Annotated in this window: 12 protein-coding genes (1 of these 12 only partly in view); 4 read left to right on the top strand and 8 right to left on the bottom strand. The window is 35.5% G+C overall.

The features are described 5' to 3' along the window. Positions 1-221: 221 nt before the first annotated feature. Together ND855_RS03990 and ND855_RS03985 are read right to left on the bottom strand one after the other, a co-directional pair. Positions 222-1,046 (bottom strand): hypothetical protein, encoded by an 825-nt coding sequence (locus ND855_RS03990; protein ID WP_265357284.1) that lies wholly within the window; start codon positions 1,044-1,046, stop codon positions 222-224. Between the two features lie 76 nt (positions 1,047-1,122). Beyond that, on the bottom strand, positions 1,123-2,265 hold the full coding sequence (locus ND855_RS03985) for a helix-turn-helix domain-containing protein (protein ID WP_265357283.1): 1,143 nt from the start codon (positions 2,263-2,265) through the stop codon (positions 1,123-1,125). Between the two features lie 118 nt (positions 2,266-2,383). Here ND855_RS03985 and ND855_RS03980 point away from each other — a divergent pair, with 118 nt between their 5' ends. From ND855_RS03980 to ND855_RS03965, 4 genes are all read left to right on the top strand, one after another. Continuing rightward, the gene (locus ND855_RS03980) at positions 2,384-3,535 is read left to right on the top strand and encodes a DJ-1/PfpI family protein (RefSeq protein WP_265357282.1); all 1,152 of its coding nucleotides are present in this window, start codon (positions 2,384-2,386) and stop codon (positions 3,533-3,535) included. A gap of 202 nt (positions 3,536-3,737) precedes the next feature. Beyond that, on the top strand, positions 3,738-6,257 hold the full coding sequence (locus ND855_RS03975) for an adenylate/guanylate cyclase domain-containing protein (protein WP_265357281.1): 2,520 nt from the start codon (positions 3,738-3,740) through the stop codon (positions 6,255-6,257). Positions 6,258-6,301: 44 nt separating this feature from the next. Next, on the top strand, positions 6,302-6,655 hold the full coding sequence (locus tag ND855_RS03970; RefSeq protein WP_265357280.1) for a hypothetical protein: 354 nt from the start codon (positions 6,302-6,304) through the stop codon (positions 6,653-6,655). Between the two features lie 210 nt (positions 6,656-6,865). Next, positions 6,866-7,660, top strand: coding sequence for a hypothetical protein (locus ND855_RS03965; protein WP_265357279.1), 795 nt, complete (start codon positions 6,866-6,868; stop codon positions 7,658-7,660). 273 nt (positions 7,661-7,933) lie between these two features. Here the strand turns inward: ND855_RS03965 and ND855_RS03960 are convergent, their stop codons facing one another. The 6 genes from ND855_RS03960 to ND855_RS03935 form a co-directional block, all read right to left on the bottom strand. Further along, on the bottom strand, positions 7,934-9,409 hold the full coding sequence (locus ND855_RS03960) for a class I SAM-dependent DNA methyltransferase (RefSeq protein WP_265357278.1): 1,476 nt from the start codon (positions 9,407-9,409) through the stop codon (positions 7,934-7,936). Positions 9,410-9,495: 86 nt separating this feature from the next. Further along, positions 9,496-13,125 carry a YobI family P-loop NTPase gene (locus ND855_RS03955; protein ID WP_265357277.1) on the bottom strand — a complete coding sequence of 1,210 codons (3,630 nt, stop codon included), beginning with the start codon at positions 13,123-13,125 and terminating at the stop codon, positions 9,496-9,498. Continuing rightward, complete coding sequence (locus ND855_RS03950) at positions 13,122-14,453, bottom strand: restriction endonuclease subunit S (RefSeq protein WP_265357276.1); 1,332 nt, start codon at positions 14,451-14,453, stop codon at positions 13,122-13,124. Before ND855_RS03950 ends, ND855_RS03955 begins: the two co-directional genes overlap by 4 nt. Before the next feature lie 19 nt (positions 14,454-14,472). Then, positions 14,473-15,201, bottom strand: a complete 729-nt coding sequence (locus ND855_RS03945) for a DUF5131 family protein (protein WP_265357275.1) — start codon at positions 15,199-15,201, stop codon at positions 14,473-14,475. Beyond that, the gene (gene tcmP, locus ND855_RS03940; RefSeq protein WP_265357274.1) at positions 15,201-16,334 is read right to left on the bottom strand and encodes a three-Cys-motif partner protein TcmP; all 1,134 of its coding nucleotides are present in this window, start codon (positions 16,332-16,334) and stop codon (positions 15,201-15,203) included. Before tcmP ends, ND855_RS03945 begins: the two co-directional genes overlap by 1 nt. Before the next feature lie 3 nt (positions 16,335-16,337). Continuing rightward, positions 16,338-18,126, bottom strand: partial view of a type I restriction endonuclease subunit R gene (locus ND855_RS03935; RefSeq protein WP_265357273.1) — the 3' portion only. It continues 989 nt past the right edge of the window; the window shows 1,789 of its 2,778 coding nt (coding positions 990-2,778); its start codon lies off the right edge, out of view; its stop codon occupies positions 16,338-16,340.

The raw sequence follows: 18,126 nt of genomic DNA, 5'->3' as shown, positions 1-18,126 counted from the left end.
ACTGAATAGATAGTAAAACTTAGTGATAAATATAGATACAACGATTGATGTGATTAAGAAAACGCAAACTTTTGTCCAGAAAATCCTTGAAGTTATTTTTAAGAACATAAAGTTAAAAATCTCTTCTAGAATCTATTTTGTAAACCTATAATCTTCCTAAAACAAATTGTATCATCCCACTCACATCCTGATTCAATAATCCCAAAATTGAGAATATCAAATCAGGTGATCCCATTTTTTTGCAAAGAATTGTTTTCCTCTAATTTTGCCTGGAATAACAAAAATCCTAACGTTGCAATCACTCCTCCAAAAAAGATAAAAAGTTCAGGTCCAAAATCACCCGATTTCCAATTATCATGAGTTAACATTAAATAAAGGATTGGTGCTATGTATTGATTCACAAATAATCCAACAAAAATAAGTTGGTTAGCTCTCCCTGATTTTAAAAATTTCCATAAAAACAAATTTGGATTCGAAAGTATTGTGGAGAGGGCAAGGAGGGCCATAAAAGCCATTTCCAATAAAGAAATCCCAACTCTTGGATCGATCGACATACTTAAGTAGTTTGGATTTTGAAATAAATGACCAATCAAACTAAGTCCTCCAGGAACAAGCGCAAGGTGAATGAGAATATCATCCAAAATCCAAGATCGATTTGGAGTTCTTCTTAAATACAAAAGGATTTCATAAAAACTAAAAAAAATAAGTCCGATAGAAGTGGAAATTGAGGTCATAACTAGTGTTGACTTAGGATTGATGTGAACGGCAGGTGCAGACAACAACATCAAAATAGAAGAAATATTCCCTCCACCTACGATCATGAGAAATGCCAAATTTGCTGTAAATGGCCAAAGCTGAAAATGTCGAGTTGCTAATCGCAAACTAACAATCACTAGTAGGGAAATTGAAGTAAAAATGGAAAGGACTGGTCCATCTGCAAGGTAAAATAAGGGAACACCGAATATCCAAGCTACCAATGTGATACTTGATCCTATCAAAATCATAAAATCGAGTATTTCAGCCCATTTCAAAAACCGTGTTTCCATTTTGAGAACTCCTACATTATTAGCGGTAATGATTTGCTTCTAATAGATCCATTTTGCAATTCAAATTTAACTTGGATCAAAGAAAATTCTTGCGATAAACTTGAGGAGTGACTCCATATTTTTTTTGGAAAAGTGTATGAAATGCTGACTTAGAATTAAATCCAGAAGCATAAATAATACTGATGATTGTCATTCTTGGATTCTCTTTCAATAGTTTGGCAGCTGTCTGTAATCGATACTCATTTACATAATTTCGAAAGCCAACCCCTAATTTTAGATTTAGAATTTCAGACAATTGATGAGAATCTAAGTCTAAACGACTCGCCAAGGTTTTCAAAGTCAATTCTTCGTTTGTATATAACTGTTCTGTATTCATCAAATAATCCAATCGTTTGATCACATGTTGGATATCGATTCCTTTGGTTCTGCTTTCTTTGTAACGGGCAACACTTGTTTCCTTTTGGAAATTTGGGATCATTTCGAAACGATTTGTTCTCTTTAATAAAATATAAATGAGAAGGACTAGTAATCCACTACAAGCGATTAAAAATAATTCCATGTAAAGAATTTGAGCAATTAAAAACGAAAATGTGATCGAAGTGGTATATATGATTAATCGTAAAAACGGTGGGAATGAAGTTTTTAGATCCTCTTTGGATTGAATCCTCCATTTGATGAATTGGTAAAGGATTTGAGACGTATAAAAGAAAATCGACACAACACCGAGTCCCAACAATATCAAAACCCATTTTTCTGAGCTTTGACCTAAAAAATTCGATTCCCTCATCCCCAAAGCCTCATTCCCGTTAGTTGGACCAAGAACAAAAAGGAAACCAAATGAAAGAATTGAAGGAACCAAATGAATGAATGGGAAATGGTCAAGGGATCCATTACTCATTTTATGAAAGTAAAGGAAACAGAGTGGACCAATGAGTAATAGGAGTGGGATATGAAATCCAAAAAGGTAAGGGAAGGAAGAAAAACCATTATCAAATTCTGCAACTATATGAAACTGCACCAAGGAAACTGCTAAAAATAAAAAAGCTGAAGAATAATCATAGAGAAAGTTTGTTTTTAATTTTACCAACTTGAAAAAAGATTCATTTGAAAGATTTGTGATATTGTTATTTTGTTTTTCTTTCAATTGGTATGTTTCGAGCAAGTGGGATAAAAAAAGGAGAAATGATACAATTGCACCTGCAAAAGGAATTAAAATCATAAGTCTTTTTCTCCTACATTTTTCGAATGTCTATTTTTTTTAAAAAAAACCTTCGTTTCTGAGTCCATCTGTATCCAGAAGGACGACTGGACTTTTATTTTTTGCGATACTAAACTCTATGAACCAACGCCATTCACAATTCTTATACAACAATCGTAAATCAAAACAATTCCAATCAATCACAATGCGATTTCTATTGTGTCTATTTCTATTTGGAATTTTTTACACGAAGCTCATTGCAAATCCCTTTGGAACCAAACATAAATATTTAAACCAAATCCCAATCAAATCACAACACAAAAAACCCATCATCACAATCATAAGCGACAACGAATTTACCGAACTCACAGACTTCCTCGTGCCCTATGGAATTTTGAAACGAGCAGAGATTTCAGAACTCTATGCGTTAGCACCTGAAAGTGGGAAAGTCCAATTGTTCCCAGCATTATCAGTAGAGGTGGATACCTCCTTTGGTGTTTTTGACAAAGAACATCCTGAAGGAGCAGACATCGTGATTGTTCCTGCTCTTCATAATTCACAAAATCCAACAATTCTCAATTGGTTAAAAAAACAAAATGAAAAGGGTGCCACTTTCATTGGAATCTGTGATGGGGTTTGGACACTCGCCTATTCAGGATTGTTAGATAAAAGAGAAGCAACAGGACATTGGTATGCAAAGGATAAGTTAATCAAAACATTTCCAAATACAATTTGGACTAAAAACAAAAGGTATGTACATGACGATCGAATGATTACAACTTCAGGAGTCACTGCATCCATTCCAATCACCTTGGCATTAATCGAAACGTTAGTTGGAAAGAAAAAAGCTTCCGAAATGGCTGAATTGTATGGTGTTAAATCCTGGGACCCAAATCATAACAGTGATATGTTCGAATTCAAATGGAACCATTACCTAATCGCTACAAAGAACTATTTGTCTTTCTGGAATCATGAAACGATCGAAATTCCAATTTATGAAGGTATGGATGAGGTTTCTTTAGCGTTGGTAGCAGATGCCTATGCACGCACTTACCGATCAAATGTGAGTTCGATCGCTCCACAAACAAAACAAATCAAATCGAAGTCTGGCATTTCCATTTACGCGGATATAACCAATCCAGAAAGTAAGAGAATCAATGTACGAGTTATGATTCCCAATTCCGGGAAATCGTATCCCCTACTCACAGAAACGTTAGAAAACATTCAGAAAAGGTATGGGGAGACAACAATGGAATTTGTTACCCTGCAGATGGAATTTCCATTCCCATAAGTGATTTCAATTTCAGGAACAAGACAATCGGATGAGTCTCAATCCACCCTATTACACCAGTTAAAGACTGAAGATTTCAAATGATTGTTTTGTATACGGATATATCCTTAACTTTGAATTCGGTAAGTTCTACCACAGTTAACCTCAATTTGTCAATTATTTCTTTACGAAAGACTTCATCAGGCAAAAAGATGATTCATAGATGGAATATACCTACCAATTACCTAACATCGAATCCATTGGAGATACATGGACTTATTTTTGGTTACAACTTCCTTATGGAATTCCTGGGATTATCTCGCTTGTCGTTGGGTTCTTTTTAAGTGCATTCAGTTTTCGTAGGATTTTTCATACCAGTGGTGAAGACAGAATTCTTTCTCTCAATGTAGCCATATCCTTTTTTGGTTATGGCATCCTTGGTCTTGTGCTTTCTCTTAGAGCTTGGATCATGGACCGTGAACTCTTACTTGCACTCAACAATTGGCTTTATCTCTTTATCCTTCTCATTTTACCTTCTAACTTTTATATTTGTTATGCGCTCTCTCGAAAAAAAGTATTTCTTTATTACACTTATCTTTGTTGGATTAGTGTTATCTTTGGTTATGTAGGACTTTTCCAAGGACTCGGTTTTCATAATGAGTGGTTTGACTACCAATTTGGAAAGTATCCGAAAGCTACAAACTTCATTAAACCATTCGGAATCATACCTCTAGTCGGTTACTTTGTTTTAGTTTTGCCTTTTTTCACATTCCAATGGAAAATATTGTTAAAACGAATTCATAAATCATTGTTCATCGGCTATAATGTTTTGTTTCTAATGACAATTTCAAATGCGCCCGTTTTACTTGGGTACAATGTGTACCCTGGTTCCTTTTTTATTTTTATTCCACTGATTCTAATTGCTTACGGAATTTTTCGCTCCGATTTTCTCGATGTAAACGAACTTCTATTTGATCGAAACGGATTATTTTACATTCTCTTCGGTGTGGTTTCTTTTTCGCTGATTGTCCTCAGTGGAACAGTCGCACTAGGTTTAAGCCACAGTGCTTATTTGAATGACAATTGGTTTCCTCATGCTCTCCCTCCTACCATTTCTTTTTTTGTCGCTATTTTTATGGCAATCATTGTAGCGGGTAGTAACCCACAAGCAAAGATCAATCAATTATGTGCATTTTCACTCATCATCACTGCATTTTATAACTTACAATCCATCCCTACAAAACTCGAACTCAATTATTTAATTTTACTTCGCATATCACAGGTTAGTTTTTTAATTTTTTCTCTGGCACCAAGCATCTTATCACGTTTTGTTTTAAAAGCCATAGGAAGTGAAAGACCAAAGTCGTTACTGGTTGTCGATTTACTTTCAATTCTTTGCTCATTTTTATCCATCACACCTTACTTACACAATGGTTACTACCATTACGATTATGGAATCATCCACAAAAGTTCCTTAGTTCCTTACTTACTTGGTGTCGCTGGATTTTTAGCATTTATCATTGTCGGTAGAGAAATCCGTAAACGATGGAACATATTACCCAAGGAATCCAAAGTTGCGCTTGGTTCCGTTTTACTGTCTGGAGTATTTTTATTAACTGCATTTTTTCCATCGCATGGATTTGTGATTCCTCCTATTTCTGATTATTTATTCATTCCAACCACCTTACTTGGATTTGCTGTATTAAAATTAGGGGCATTTTCACTACCTGGGAGAACCATTCGATTCAGCCAAAAACTCGCCAATTTAGGTATCTTTTCTATCTTATTTGCTAGCTTATTACAAATGCCAAAGTTTTTAGAAAAACTAGCATTTGGAGAAAGTCTATTTCATATAACACTAGTGACTCTTCCTTTAGTATTATTCAATTATTTACTAGTTTATGTTTTTGCAAGACCACTAGCAGAAGAGTTAGATAGAAGTTATATCCTCTTAGAACAAGCCAAAAAAGAAGCAGAACTTGCTGGTGAAGAATCAGAAAAACTTTTGTTAAATATCCTTCCTAAGTCCGTTGCTGAAGAGATTAAAATCAATGGGTATTGTGAACCAAAATCTTATGACGAGGCAACCATCCTCTTCACTGATTTTCGAGGTTTTACAGAAGTTGCAAAAAACATGGAATCAAACGAACTCATCACGGAACTTGATGCTTGTTTCACCCAATTTGATGAAATCATATCAAGAAACCAATTGGAAAAACTCAAAACAATTGGGGACTCTTATATGTGCGCTGGTGGTTTACCAGATTCAAACTACACAAATCCAATAGACGCATGTCTTGCAGCACTTGAGATCCGATCGTTTATGGACCAAATGAAAGAAATCAAAACTCAGTTAAACTTACCTTATTGGGAACTACGAATTGGAATTCATACAGGTTCTGTAATCGCAGGAGTTGTTGGTCGATTTAAATTTGCTTACGACATTTGGGGGAGTAGTGTCAACACCGCTTCTCGTATGGAAAGTTCAGGAATCGTTGGTGAAATCAATATTTCACAATCTACTTATGACAAAGTACGATTTTTATTCCAATGTGAACACAGAGGAAAAATCGTAGATAAAAACGGTGAAAGGCGAGATATGTATCTATTGAAACACATCAAACCTAAATTTTCCAAAGACGGTCTTGTTCCCAATGAATTGTTTTGGTCCATTTATCAAAAAATCAAACAAGGCAGTAAAATTGTATTAAAATCAAAACTGGAAACAGAAAGGATCACCTAATCTATTTTCATTGTCACCAAGGAAATTAGATTCACGTTTATACTATGCCTTCTCAAAAAAGTTCCATTCCATTTTACAACCGTGTCCGGTGGCAAACTTTTAAAACATTTTGGAATTCTCTCAGAGCAAAAGAAATGATCCCTTTTTTAATCCGCTTTCTAAAAGAAAGATTCCGTTTGCAACGATCGACCTTTGGCAAGGAATGGAATGCAAAATGGCAATCCAATGCCAACAAATTGAATCCACTCGACCTCATTGCCTTTTTTATCGCTTACAAAGAAGTAACAAGCCATGAACGCGCGTTAATTTTACTGATTAAAATTCTCAAACAACAATCGACTGAAGCCTTTTTGGAAATGGTAGATGTATTTCGTAGGTATGGGATAAGGGTGTCCTGAATCATCTAGCAGAAACAAAAAAAAGATCTAGAATTTCTTCCCGAGTTTTTTCCAACATTTGTGTTCAACGAGACTTCTATCTTGCCCACTTCTCAATCAACTAATATTAGAAATTTTTGAATCAACATAATCCATCTAATTTGAAAAAAAGTTGAACTTGTATTGGCTTTTCCCTTTTATGGAAGAGTTTATTTTATGAGGTTGTTTATCATGTTAAAAATTAATTTTCTATTTTTATTATTATTAACCTTAGGTTGTAATTCAGTTGAGTATAGAATTCAGAACCCGAGTAAAACTGAAGAAAAAAATCAAACTCTTGTAGGATTTCTAATACTCGACGATTATAAATTTAACGCAAAAGACCCAAACTTATCGGAAGTGGACTTAAGCTCGATTGCACCTTCTGATTTTGTCATATATGATTATAAGACAAAAAGTCCTGAATTGAGCCTCCTCATAGACAAGAAAAATCCGAAATATGTAGAAGAAGATGGAGAAAAAATATCTTACGGAAAAAGTTTGGACCTGCTAGAAGCTGCCTATCTTCTCGATTCAAAGAAAGAATATTATCTGGGATTCCTACAATGGAATCGATTTTGTAATTTCTGTAATAATCCAGTTCGCGCGAAATTGGTTTTAGAACCGCAAAAAAGTTTCTCTACTTTAAAAATAAAAGGCAAACCTGGTGAAATCGTTTTCCTTGGGATCTACACCGTAGCGATGAAAAAGGAAGAGAAAGAAGTTTCTTTACGCTCCTTTTTCTCGCTCTCAAGCGAAGATCCTAATATGATAGTAGAGTTTGATCGGGCAAATCCAGATTCTCCAATTTGGAAGAAAAAATGGTCTCATTTTTCATCTTTTTTACACTTCGATCGTGAACATGGTTTCAACGAACGGTCTGCAGAGATCGCATTCTTAAAAAAAATAATTAAAACTCAAAATAAAGGATATTGGAAAGATAAGGCTGAAAAACGTTTAAATGAGATTTTAGCCTCTAAGAAATAGGTTTTACTCAATTCTCAGATACGACTCACACATTGTTAGAAATCTGGATTCAAACACAAGCTCATACACTAACCAACATTAGGCTATCGAGAAGAAATGCAAAGGGATCCAGAGCTCACATTGAATGCGGTTACAGTTTTGGGCGTTCCCGATTTGGTTGGAAAATTCAATATGAAATGAGTAAGGGTCGGGCTCTCCCTCGACGAGGGCGCTCGGTCGATCCCTAACGCGGATTTCATTTTTAAAGCCTCTACTGAATAAAACCACCAACTCTCACTTCAAACTCGCAAGCACCTGGCGAAAATTTGCTAAACCTGCTTCCATATTTTCGATGATCTCTTCCGCAATCACATCGGGATCTGGTAAATTGTCTAAGTCTGCGAGAGATTTATCCTTAATCCAAGTGATATCGAGAGAGGTTTTGTCTCGGGCGATGATTTCTTGGTAGGTGAATTTTCTCCACCTTCCTTCTGGATTCTTTTCAGGATGGTAGGTTTCTTTTCTTTTGGCACGATTGCCTGATTTGTAGGCATCGACGAAGTCTTTCAAATCATCGAATTTTAAAGGATTCTTCTTTAAGGTATGATGAATATTGGTTCGGTAATCATAAATCCAAATCTCTTTTGTCCAGGGTTCTTTTCGGGCGGGATGGTTGTCAAAGAAGATGACATTTGCTTTTACACCTTGTGCATAAAAGATACCCGTTGGTAAACGAAGGATGGTGTGAAGATCCGTAGTTTCCAAAAGTTTTTTTCGAACGGTCTCACCAGCCCCACCTTCAAAGAGAACGTTATCGGGAACAACTACGGAAGCAATACCGGTTGATTTCAACAGAGAACGAATGTGTTGCACAAAGTTTAGCTGTTTGTTGGAAGTAGTTGCCCAAAAGTCTTGTCGATTGTAGGTTAAATCTTCCTTTTCCAATTCGCCTTCTTGGTTGGTAAAGGTTTGCGAACTCTTTTTTCCAAAGGGAGGATTGGCAAGCACATAATCATAAGTAGTTGAAGGAGGCGCAATCAATGCATCCGCAGGAGAGATAAAGTTATCACTGTCCAAATCTCCGATGTTATGAAGAAAGAGATTCATAAGAGCAAGTCTTCGAGTGCCTGCCACAATCTCGTTACCATAGAAGGTTTTGTGCTTGAGAAATTTGTTTTGGTCTTTGTCTAGTTTATGATTTTGCACCAAATAGTCGTAAGCGGCAAGAAAAAACCCTCCCGTCCCACAACTTGGATCGGCTATGGTTTTCATGGGTTCAGGTTGTACACATTCCACCATAGCCCGAATGAGAGCCCTCGGTGTGAAGTACTGTCCTGCCCCACTCTTCACGTCTTCGGCATTTTTTTCGAGGAGTCCTTCGTAGATGTCGCCTTTGACATCGGCACCCATCACAAGCCAATTCTCCTCTCCAATCATCTGAATCACTTTCGATAACATGGCAGGATCTTGGATTTTGTTTTGGCTTTTTGTAAAAATTTGACCGAGAATTCCTTTTTGCTTACTTAGTTCACGTAGAAGTGTAGAATAGTGAGTTTCTAAATCGGCACCTTTTAATCCGACTAAACTTTCCCAATTATATACATCAGGGATAGACAATTTACGATTGTGAGGCGGTTTGCTATACTCATCCGCCATTTTTAAGAACAAAAGATACGTTAGTTGTTCTAAATAATCCCCATACCCGACTCCCACATCCCGAAGCGGATTGCAATAACTCCAAACTTTACTTACGATGGTTGATGTTGACATATATTTTTACTCATTTACTCTTTTAAAAATAGAAATTTGATTTCTAATAATTCGGGAAATTTGATTGCTTATAGGTTTCACTATCATTATTTGTAAACTTCAATCATATCTTTCTTAATCTTGAAACTACTAATGTATTTCAACTTTTTCAATGTTTTCAAAAGAGTTTCCATGTCTTCATCGTAAGGTACGACAATTTCTCCATCACTTAGTAAACTGGAATATTCATTTCCAAGAGATGATAAAACTGCTGGAACTTTATCTTTTTCAAATCCGTCAGAATACTTTTCTAAAATAGCGACTGTCTCTTGTACTGATATAACAGGTGAAACTAATACCTGGAAGAGCAAATCATCATTTAAAGTAAAACTAACCCCTGAAATCAAAATCTCCACCAAAGATTCTAAGACAGGCTGGTTAGAAACGATTTCCCCAGAGCTAAATTTCTTGAGTAGAACCTGCTTTTCTTCAATTTCCCATTCTGTAGATTTAAGCATCTTCTCTAAATCGCTTAATGATAGTTCATAATTAGCTATATTATATACAAATTCCTGTTTATGATTTTTAGCCAACTCAAGATGGAATTCCTTTTCCATATTCTTCAATTGTGTATAATTATGATTATTTAGCGGAACTAGATTTTTCGTAAGTAAGAATGATATTTTTTCTGTGGAAAATTCATGAAAATTAAATTGAATTTTCACAAAATCCAAAAGAGGCGCAAAAAGCTTAAACGAAGTTATTGAAAGTTCCTTTTGAACTATCAATTGGTTTAGCAATTGTTCAGAATCTTCTTCTTTATCATAAGTCTTAACGATCTCCTGAAGTTCTTTTTCAGAGAATCGATTAAGGAATTCACAAACAATAGGTAAGTTCTCTTTTTTATCATCACTGAACTTGAAAATATTGATCCAATCAGCTTTCACCTTCTTTTCTTCAAAGAACATAGTCTGAATTTCAAAAGTTTCAATTTTGGAAATATCAGAAACTTGCGTTTTAGATTTTTCGATTACTTTTTTGATCAGTTCTAGAGGCAATTCCTCCTGGTTACAAAGTTTCAATAAAAACTCTTCATCTTCTTCAAAAGAATCCGTAAGACATAAATACAAATTACTTACATATTCCTCGATATTATCATTTACCAACTCAATAAGTTCAGTAATTTCAGACTTCTGTATGAGAGTATAATTTTTACGCAGAAATGCCGACTCTTCATACTTGGAATATGCCTTCAGAAAGGTTGAGACCATTTCTGGATTAATTTTAAACCACTCATTTTTTAAAATCTCTTTGTATACATCTATATACTTAGGATTAAAATTTAATTTTTTGAAAGTTGGTTTCGTATTCTCTAAAAAGAAATTTATTCTTTCATTGGATTCAAACAAATCAAAAAAATTAGGATCATTTAAAACCATTTCTCGGAAGGCTGGATCATCAAAAAGAATACGAAGGATACCTCCATCGCATTGGTTTAGTATAGCAATAAATAAGTTTTTTTTCTGAATATCAGAATTCAAAGATGCATTCTGTGAAATGGAACTCCACGAGTTCGCCCAGCTATCAAATACGAAATTTAAAAATATTTTAACTGATTTTGTTTTTTCTAAAAATGCAAAGAGAAATTCGGTCGGTTTTTGTTTACCTGAATTTAATAAAACTTTTAATGACTGTCTCTCTTCAATTAAATTTGAATCTTTAAGTAGATATTCCGCTAATCGAAAATTCAGAATAGCATTTGTCTCAAAAAAATTTGAACTTATTTTCTTAACTAGAAGATTCACCTTCTGGATCGGTAAATCAAACTCCGATTCTACACCAGATTTCAAATTCAAAAGATATTCGTAATCAATCCTGGCCAAAGAATTTTCACTTTCATGAAATATGGAAATATAATCATGATACGATTCGTCGATATACCCGCCTTTAAATAAGGCAAAAATCAACTTTGACTTTCTTCCATAACTACTCTCACAAATTTTATTTACGTAATCGATGGAAATCAATTCTCGCAATGGAATCTTTTGCAAAAGAAAGATCGACCTTTGTTTTTTTTCTATCTGTAACAGAATTTTTTGTTTCTCTTCTTCAGTCTTGAAATGAATTAAATTAGCACGATCTTTATAACCCTTATCGCCAATCACCTTTTCAACTTTATCCAATCCTACTAAATTGACTCTACCTCCATAGCTTTGAATCAAATCGGCCATAGGATTACCTATAAGCCAAGTTTCGAAGTCATCTGAATCTAAAATCTGATGAAAATTTATAGTTCGATTATTAACATATACTGTTTGAAGATAGATGTAGTTTTTAAAAATCTCAAACAAATAAATTCTTCTTAAATCTTTAATATCAGAAATACTATGTTTTTCAACCTCTGAAAGTTTATTTTTTAAAGTTAAAACTTCATCTTCAATATTCTGAATTTCTAGTTCGACTAAATCTGTTTTTTTTAAAACCAATTCATGCAAAATCCCGTCATTCTGAAGAGACTTCGAATACTCACCAGGGAATAAATTTTTAAAAACAATAATTGCCAACAACTTATCAGGCACTAACTGTTTCGACAGCTTACCTTTATAAATCATAAACTCATTCATAATGTTATGCAGAAGTCGCATATCCCCAACAAACAGGGAAATTGTATCCAATAGATCTTCAGAAAACCTCAGGTTGTATTGAGAAGCTTTCTTTTTGAAGATCGTAATGGAATTGGAAGGATTGACAATCGGTATGACCGGAATGATAAAATCAAAGAATTTTGTTCGTTCGATCTCTTCTTTAAATATCTCATCCCTTATAGCATAAATAAAAATTACTTGTTTATCAACATAAGCCGAAGAATTAATCAGAAGATTAATTTCCCGTAGCTTTGTAAAAATTTCTGTCTGCTGAAACCGATCTAAATCCTCGATGATCAAAACATTGTAATCCGTACTTTTAAAAAAGTATAGAATTTCATCAATATTCAAATTAAGGTAAGATTCAGACTGGGAATGATTGAATTTGACTTCTGTATCCTGGAATTTGAATGAATCAATACTTAATTTTCCAAAAAAACCAACGGCTTTAAACAGTAAATACGCAAGACCAAAGGTAAAAAAGATAGTAGTAATTATATTTATGTGATTTTGATTTTCTCTAACAAATGTTATATTAAAATAAAAATAAGGAAGTAGATCAGGGAAATATAAATTTGCTACTGAAAATAGAAAGAGAAAAAAGAAACCAGAATAAAAAAACATTTTACGGAAACTTAAAGGCTGAATCCCTCTAAATTTTGAATGCGGGACTTTATTTCCATCGACGTGATATAGAATTTGTTGTAAAATACTAAGTTCAATTTTTCTTAGAAGTTCATTTTGACTTGGTTCATCTTTTTCTTTTGACAATTCTTCTTTAAATGTGGCTAAGGAAACAGTTAACTCTTTAAATCCTTTCGGTCGGTACTTATGAAAATATGTTTTTATTGTAGAAGTTTTCCCAGCACCATAAGGCCCGGTGATTGCTATATTCTGAATGAAATGCTTCTTTGAGTTGATTAATGCGTAATCGAGAGCTTGTTTATAACCATCCACAATATCCGCATCAGAAATTGGCGAAAGAGGTTCGAAATCTAGCTGTAATCGAGAAATAGACTGCTCTATACTTATTTTTAATTGTACCAACCAGTTGATTACATAACCTAATATTAAAACTACAATAGATCTCATCCCCTCACCAACTTCCCCTCAAACGCCTGTTTCAAAATACTCTGGCGCAAAACATCTGCTTGGGCTAACGATTGTTGGATGGTCTCTTCAATTTTGTCGCAGACAGTGAGTTTGGATTCCAGGATTTGGACGATTAGTTTTTGTTCTTTCACTTCACCACATGGAATTGGAGTCAAGCTCAAATCTTTGGGTGATAGGTTTGGCTGGAGAGTTTCAGAAAACTTTGAACGAATGTATTCTTTGAAACCACTCGATTGCATAAATATATAAACATATTCTTTTTCAACCTTTAGATCCTTTATCAATGCAACTCGTTGATTTAATAATCCTGTTGGCGAATCCTCTGGATAAAGGCAAACTTTAGTTGTGTCATTAGTAATAGGTCTCGTTAGAGCAACTAACAAATCTCCACCTTTCACCTGGAAATCAATTTTTTGGTTTAAAAACTTTTTATCTAAAAATTCTTGATCTTTCCACAAAAATTCCGAATATCCAATGTTTGAAATTTTGACCACTGGAACTCCTTTAGCAAGGAAGTCGTTACTCTTGAAAGCATAACCAGATACTAGCTTCCCGACTTCCCCCAACTTCACCCACATCCAACCATCGGGCAACTCCCCTTCTTTCACATCTGGATGTGTCAACTTTCCTGAAAACGCAGCTTGCAACAAACTCTGCCGATACACCTTCAATTGGGCAAGGGCTGTCTCCAATTGTTCCTTTCCTTTTTCGAGTTCGCTAAAGAGCTCTTCGATTTTGGCAACGATGGATTGTTGTTCGGCGAGGGGCGGGAGGGGGATGGGGATTTGAATATAATCGGGAAATTTCAAATTTCTTAGATTATTACTTCCCGCTTGAAATTTTGTTATCTCACCAGTTTTATAAAAAAAGGTCAAAAAATAGTTTAAATACGAAGCTGAAACATCTTGGGAAGGCCTGATTAATCTGAAAAAATTTGTACATATCTTTGGGATTTCTGGTTTAAAAGAAAGCACAGAATTATCTATTACTACAGTCCGTCCAACGGGTTGCTCTGGGCCTCCACCTGAAATTTCTAAAATTATATCATTTAATTGAAGTTTTCTTTTCTCCAGATTACTTTTCTTTATTTTACGTAAAGCAGCCGTCTGTCCTCTTGATTCGTTCCAATTTTTTATTTCAGTTCCTCGAATACATAAAGCAAAGTCATAATCGTCATCATCATAAGATTCATCCTTCCCCCAATCTCCTCCTATTACATATTCGAGAAGCTGTTCGAGTTTTTTCACTTCCCAATGTTTAGGAATCTTATCTTTCCATGTTTCTAAATCTTGATCCTTCAATGGCAATTAATCATCCTTACACTAGCTATTTCGCCTTGCTCTTGTTTATTGGCATTTCGTCCCAAGTTTTGCCATCCAAAAGCCGTCCTGCTTTTTTTTTGTTGGTTCCGCCCCATTGTTTGAAAAAGAAAGCTACCTTTGCTGTTTGGCATTGTTTCTTAATCTCAAATACCCATTCTGATTGCATAGGTCTTGGCTTTCTTCCACTCTCCCCACCGACTATCACCCAATCGATTCCTTTTAAGTTCATGTTCGGAAAGGGGCCAATGAGTGGTTCACAAGATAAAAACTTTGTCCTTGCCTTGGTATTACGTAAGTCATCAATGCGGTGTTTGACCTTCTCGTCTTCTACAGAGACTCCCATCCAGATATTATAAGACCAATCCAAGAGTCCTTCCCTGTCATATTGCAAAAGGAGGTCAGACCGTTTGGTCAACACTTGGAATACATGTTGGGGATTGTCTCGCATCACTTGGAATACCTTTTGGATAAAGGAAACGGGAACTTTTTTATGAAACAAATCACTCATGGAATTGACAAATACCACTCGGGGTTTTTTCCATTGGTAGGGCAACTCCAGGTCTTTTTCATGGGTTCTGATGGAAAATCCTTGGTCGTATTTTTCCACTCCCATGGCTTGCAGGCGCCGAGTCATGACTTCCGCATAACAATTTTTACATCCAGCAGAGATCTTATTGCATCCCGTAGTGGGATTCCAAGTCATATCGGTCCATTCAATGGAGGATTGTGCCATTAGGAGATTACCTCGATTGTATATATGTCACTGTCTTTCAATTTGTGAATGCCTGTTGTTTTTCTATTAAATTTGCCAATGATTTTCACACGAGGATTATTTTCTGAAAGTTCCTCAATTACTTCAACATAGACTTTCGGTAGCATAGAATTTTTGAGTGCATGATGTAAGCCTGCCTTATTATTCTTAACTTTACCTTCCAGAATTTCATGAACAAGAACTGATTTATATTTTTCTTTTTTTATTGTATTATTTTCAGTATAAAACAACGAACTTTTATCAAAATCACCGTGTATGTAAAAATTTGACTCACCAGCTTGCGGGTCTTTCTCCCAACAAACTTTCAGAAATTTTTCCATTCCCAATGAATGATTTGTTCCAAAGATCAACCCGTAATAATTGGAACCTTTCTTAATTGTAAAATGATGTATGAAATATTCTTTTGAAAGAGGAATAAGACTTCTATAGTAATCTGCAACTACGCTGTGACAATATTTGGGCTCAGATTCGTTGAAATCAATTCGATTGCTCTCAAAATACTTTTGTATATAAGGATGTTCCTGGAACCGTTTCAAGAAGGAAGACGTGATAAAAAAAATAAAATCTGTAGTTGGAGAAGCTACTAATTTAGAAAAAACTTGCTCATCAATTTCTTTAAATCCGTATTGATCTAACAGAACGAATTTAGCAATTTTCGGATCCCGAAGGATACGATTCATATCTTCTGCCAAAAATAAATCTCGAAACTTGTTTCGTTTAACCTTTATATCGTAAACGCATTGATCTAGTTTACAATTATCCAAACATGTTTCGATGTATGAATTTACATTTGCATTAAGAAGTTCTGATTTTTTCTTTCTGATTTCATTAAAGACAAATTTTACCTTTTTTGCACTGTCACGAGAACAGTGCATTCTGTTCTCACCCATTGCTTCTTTTAACAATATCAATGGGCTTCCAAAATTTCCGTCAGAATCTATACCACTTCCAGCGAAGAAGTCAAAAACATATAATTTTTCGCAGTATATATTGTGTAATAATGTGGGAAACCATTCCTTAAAGCAATTTTGGAATAAATCCAATTTATCTTTGGTTGCATCATCAAATGGATTTGCATTTATATCTTCCGACATCCCCTACGCAACCAACTTCTCATTCATTTCATCGAGTAGCGTTTCCGTTTCGGCACCAAACAACTGCCACATTTTTCCAAGACCACCTTTCGCGTTGAACGGATTGTAGTCGAAGTCTTCCTTTTCGATATGAAAGCTATTCGTGATATAATCCTTCACCATCCGAAGCCATTCCATTTGTTCCTCAGTGAATCGGTTGTGTTTTCCTGCGTTTTTGGCAAAAATCCATTTTTGGAAATTGCGATCCACGATGCTATCATAGGATGTAAGCGTACCGTCTAGTTCTGTGACTCGGCGTATGAGTGATACAATCGCAATCAGTTCATTTTTAGGTGAACCATTGGCTGTCTCTAGTATTTCGTAAGCTTTCCATACTTGCAAGGGACTGATTCTTGGTTTGTCTTCTTTCAACCGTTCCAGAACTTCTTGGATCATCCGAAAGGTAACTTCTCTTCGTCGGAAAGGTTGGTTGTAAAAGATTTGGAGAGCAAGGATCTCATCCTTATGGTCTTCCAACCATTGCCGAAACTCTGATACTAAGGCTTGCGCTTTTTCCTTTTGGTCAGCTTCCCAACCGGAATGAATGACTGTATCAGGTGTTTGCAAATCCAGTTTTTGTTCGTGAACCTTTCTCACTTTTTCAATCCAATCGTTGAGTTCGCCTGTAAAGATTTGAGCAGGTTTATCTTGGATTTGTTTGATTGCATTCCCTAAGGCTCTCGCTTTTTCTTCGGGACTTGCCTTCGTCATAGTGGATTCGATGGTTGTCTCGATTTCCTCTTTTGTATCAGGATGGAAAGCAAGAAGTAAGTCTTTGGCAACTTGAGAAATCAATGTACCATTTGTTAGCTGATAAAATTGTGACCGTTCTTTCTCTGTCAATTGTTTGTCGAGTCGGGAAAGCCGATTGGCAAGACTTGTATAAAGTTCCTCATCCCTCGCTCCCACAGCAATTGCTTGCAAAAGATCCTTTAAAGGAACACTGGGTTTTTTCTCCAAAGGTCGGCTATCGGTTTTCAAACTTTTGGTAACGCCAATGGCATCTACGATCACAAAATGATCCTTAGCATGTTTTGCCGTTGGTGTCACCTTACGCAAATCATCCAAAGAAATAGTTCTCGTACCACGACCTTTCATTTGCTCAAAATAATTTCGACTTTTAATATCTCTCATAAACAAAAGACATTCCAAAGGACGCACATCAGTACCAGTAGCAATCATATCCACAGTGACAGCGATCCGAGGCAAGTAGGCATTCCGAAACTCAGTTAAGGTACCTTTGGGGTCTTCTGCATTATAGGTGATCTTTTTACAGAAATGGTTCTCTTCGGCGAACTCTTCTCGAATGATATCAATAATATCGTTGGCGTGACTATCCGTCTTCGCAAAGACCAATGTTTTAGGGACTTCAAAATTTCCATCTTTGTCAAAACGATCCGGGAAAATCTGTGGCAATCTGGATTTAAATTCTTTAACAACAGTTCGTATCTGATTGGGGTTTACGATTTCTTTATCAAGTTGTTTATTTGAGTAAGCTTCGTCTTCATCCTGCAATTCTCTTCTTTTTTTACGAGTCATCCTTTCTCGTAAATCTACATACTGCCCACCCCAAATCACTCCACCAGACTTAGTGACTTGAGTTTCGATCTGGTAAACATCATAGCCAACATTTACCCCATCGGCTACAGCCATTTCATGAGAATACTCACTCACTAAATTTTGGTTAAAATAACCTATCGTTCTTTTATCGGGAGTCGCCGTTAGTCCAATCTCAAACGCATCAAAATATTCT

It is taken from the genome of Leptospira paudalimensis (assembly GCF_026151345.1).
Lineage (GTDB): Bacteria > Spirochaetota > Leptospiria > Leptospirales > Leptospiraceae > Leptospira_A > Leptospira_A paudalimensis.
This window is presented reverse-complemented; position numbering and strand designations above follow the sequence as displayed.

What these genes read in the sequence shown, in the direction of transcription:
- ND855_RS03990 (WP_265357284.1), bottom strand. Translation starts at nt 1,046, where the DNA reads ATGGAAACACGGTTTTTGAAATGGGCTGAAATACTCGATTTTATGATT.
- ND855_RS03985 (WP_265357283.1), bottom strand. Translation starts at nt 2,265, where the DNA reads ATGATTTTAATTCCTTTTGCAGGTGCAATTGTATCATTTCTCCTTTTT.
- ND855_RS03980 (WP_265357282.1), top strand. Translation starts at nt 2,384, where the DNA reads ATGAACCAACGCCATTCACAATTCTTATACAACAATCGTAAATCAAAA.
- ND855_RS03975 (WP_265357281.1), top strand. Translation starts at nt 3,738, where the DNA reads ATGGAATATACCTACCAATTACCTAACATCGAATCCATTGGAGATACA.
- ND855_RS03970 (WP_265357280.1), top strand. Translation starts at nt 6,302, where the DNA reads ATGCCTTCTCAAAAAAGTTCCATTCCATTTTACAACCGTGTCCGGTGG.
- ND855_RS03965 (WP_265357279.1), top strand. Translation starts at nt 6,866, where the DNA reads ATGTTAAAAATTAATTTTCTATTTTTATTATTATTAACCTTAGGTTGT.
- ND855_RS03960 (WP_265357278.1), bottom strand. Translation starts at nt 9,409, where the DNA reads ATGTCAACATCAACCATCGTAAGTAAAGTTTGGAGTTATTGCAATCCG.
- ND855_RS03955 (WP_265357277.1), bottom strand. Translation starts at nt 13,125, where the DNA reads ATGAGATCTATTGTAGTTTTAATATTAGGTTATGTAATCAACTGGTTG.
- ND855_RS03945 (WP_265357275.1), bottom strand. Translation starts at nt 15,201, where the DNA reads ATGGCACAATCCTCCATTGAATGGACCGATATGACTTGGAATCCCACT.
- tcmP (WP_265357274.1), bottom strand. Translation starts at nt 16,334, where the DNA reads ATGTCGGAAGATATAAATGCAAATCCATTTGATGATGCAACCAAAGAT.